This is a genomic window from Nocardiopsis lucentensis DSM 44048 (genome assembly GCF_000341125.1).
GTDB classification, from domain to species: Bacteria; Actinomycetota; Actinomycetes; order Streptosporangiales; family Streptosporangiaceae; genus Nocardiopsis; species Nocardiopsis lucentensis.
On the sequence record NZ_ANBC01000194.1, the window covers coordinates 1 to 2,350 of the forward strand.

The 2,350-nt window shown below is 71.8% G+C and carries 3 protein-coding genes; 1 reads left to right on the forward strand and 2 read right to left on the reverse strand.

Features of this window, described 5'->3' with window-relative positions:
• Positions 1-1,301, reverse strand: a 1,301-nt coding sequence (locus D471_RS0106450; protein WP_026127471.1) for a hypothetical protein, incomplete at its 3' end; no start/stop codon positions are given.
• Positions 1,302-1,347: 46 nt separating this feature from the next.
• Complete coding sequence (locus D471_RS41640) at positions 1,348-1,623, reverse strand: hypothetical protein (RefSeq protein WP_017597867.1); 276 nt, start codon at positions 1,621-1,623, stop codon at positions 1,348-1,350.
• Positions 1,624-2,076: 453 nt separating this feature from the next.
• Between D471_RS41640 and D471_RS0106460 the strand changes: the two genes are divergently transcribed.
• Positions 2,077-2,350: PAS domain-containing protein (locus D471_RS0106460; RefSeq protein WP_152486235.1), on the forward strand; the 274-nt coding region annotated here is incomplete at its 3' end.

Here is a 2,350-nt window from a genome sequence, read left to right on the forward strand (position 1 = left end):
AGCGCCCGGCGGCCGCGCCGGGTGGCGGGGTCGAACTCCTCCGGTGCGCCCGCGACGATCTCGCTGGCCAGCAACGGGAACGCGAACATCCGCCGTGCGAGTGCGGCGAAGTCACCGTCGGGCAGCAGGCGGCGCACCGCCTCCTGACGCAGCCCCAGCGGGCGGGCCGGGTCCCGGTAGACGCGCACGAAGGGGCCGGTGGACTCCCACACGGCGTCGAGAGTGGCGCCCACGGCGGCCTCCGACAAGCGCGAGAGCGCGCCCGCCCAACGCACCCACGCCGCCAGGACGTGCGGCATCGCCTCCTGCTCCTCCGGCAGCAGCACGACGCGGCCGGGCAGCCAGTGCAGCAGGAACGCCTCCGCCTTGCGGGGGCTGACCCGCAGCGGCCGTCCGGAGTCCACGTCGCAGCCGTAGGCGATGATGTGGTCGGCGCAGCGGCTGGCGGCGTAGGAGTCCGAGAGACCGGCGGCCTCGTCCGAGGCCAGGAAGCGCGCCGCGAGCACGGCGCGGCTGTCGCGCCGCCATACCGGGACGGGCGGGGCGTCGCCGTCCGGGGCCGGGAGAGCCCGGACACGGGAGCGGGCGAACGCGTAGTGGGCGGCCAGGGACCCGCCGATGAGATCGGCCGCGCCCAGCCCGACGGCGTGCACCGTGGGGCCCGCGCCGGGATCGGCGGACGCACCGCTCACGACCAGGTCGGTCCGTTCCAGGGCGCGTGTGAGCAGGGCGCGTGCCGCGCCGAGGCCCAACGGGGAGAATCGGGTGGAGTCGTCCTCCTCGGCCCGGGCCCGGCACTGGTCGAGTAGCTGGTCGACCTTGGAGGTGACCCACGCGTCACGCAGGAGCCCGCCGCCATTGTGGTCCACCACCAGGATCAGGGCGTGCTCCGGCGGTGGGGCCGCCGCGCCCCCGTCCCGTCCCCGGCCGAACACGCACACGACGTCGTCGGTGTCACCGAACCGGTCGCCGTGGACGTAGGCGGCCAGCGGGGTGACGGCGCCGAGCTGGGAGGCCCACTCGGGCACCTGGAGGCCGCGCTCCCTGAGCGCGATCATCCCCTGTTCGGCCAGGTGGCGCTGGGCCGGGGAAGTGCCCAGGGCGCTGACGGCCGCCAGCACACCCAGCCCCGCCGGTTTGCCGGAGGCGGTGGCGTGCGCGACCAACCCCTCGCCGAGGAGCCGCTCGACGTCCACACCCGGGACGTGCTCCCCCCACCAGCTTCCGAGCATCTCGCTGAAGGCCAGCTCCGCGTCCAGGGGGTCGCGCATGGCCAGCAGGGCTCGGGCGGCGCGCAGCATCTCGTCGAAGACGGCGCCGGGAACAGGTTCGGGTCCGGTGGGAGGCTCAGGGGTGGGCACCACCTGAGGGTATGCCAGTGCCGCCGGAACGTGGCCCCGCCTGTGGACGGCGGGGCGGGGGCACGGAGTTGATCATCGCCTCCAGGTGCTCGCGGGCGACCCTCTCTACCAGGTGCGGAGTGACCGCGATGCCCAGGTGCTCGACGCAGTTCCATGTGTCACTGACACAGCGCTCGACACAACGATGGGACAGGTCGCTGAACTCGTCGTGGAGCCTCGCCGAGATCCGCCTGAGATCCTGGACCGGGAAGGTCTGGAGCATTCTCGCTCACACCCCTTGCTGGAAGATGGCCTGGACGGTGACCTCCACCCATTCCACTTGTTCTGAACGGACTGTCAACCCCCGTCGCGGTGCGCTGTTGACAAAACCTTGGGGGGACAGCGTTTACTCTGGTCCCTCCATCAACGCAGCTCAACGGTGTGAATTGGACTTTTCAGGCACATAGTGACCTGGTTTCGGAGTTCACGTCGGAAACCGGTCGCACGTCGCCGACCGCGCAATGGTGGCGAAACGCCGGAGGAAAACAGCCGGTTGACCGTTTCACGGGCGGGGTGTGGCCCGCTCCTGACCTTCCGTGTCCGGGCCGGGCCGTCCACAGGGGCCGTTGCGCGGGGGCGGGTGTGTCTTATGCTTGAGCGGTGACAGCGGCCGAGAGGAGTCGCGTCCCCAACGAAAACGGATGGGGAGTCCGACGGTTCCGGAGGTGTCGAGCAGGTGAGCGCCGAGACGTCCATTCCGCCACCCCGGATCGAGGGGGCAGAACTGCCAGACGCGGTGAAATCGCTTCTCATCGACGCCCCCGTCGGATTCGCCCTGATCGGCTCGGACGATCGGTTGGGGACCGTCAACCAGCAGCTCGCCACCATGTTCGGCCTCGCTCCGGCCCAGTGCCTGGGCCGAACCCCCGCCGAACTGCTGGAGGAGTCGGGCGATGCGGCCGGAGCCGCGGCCCAGCGCGCCTCCCTGGCCGCCGTGCGCGGCGGGGGAG

Coding starts and splice junctions, on each gene's coding strand:
- D471_RS41640 (WP_017597867.1), bottom strand. CDS start 1,623: ATGCTCCAGACCTTCCCGGTCCAGGATCTCAGGCGGATCTCGGCGAGG.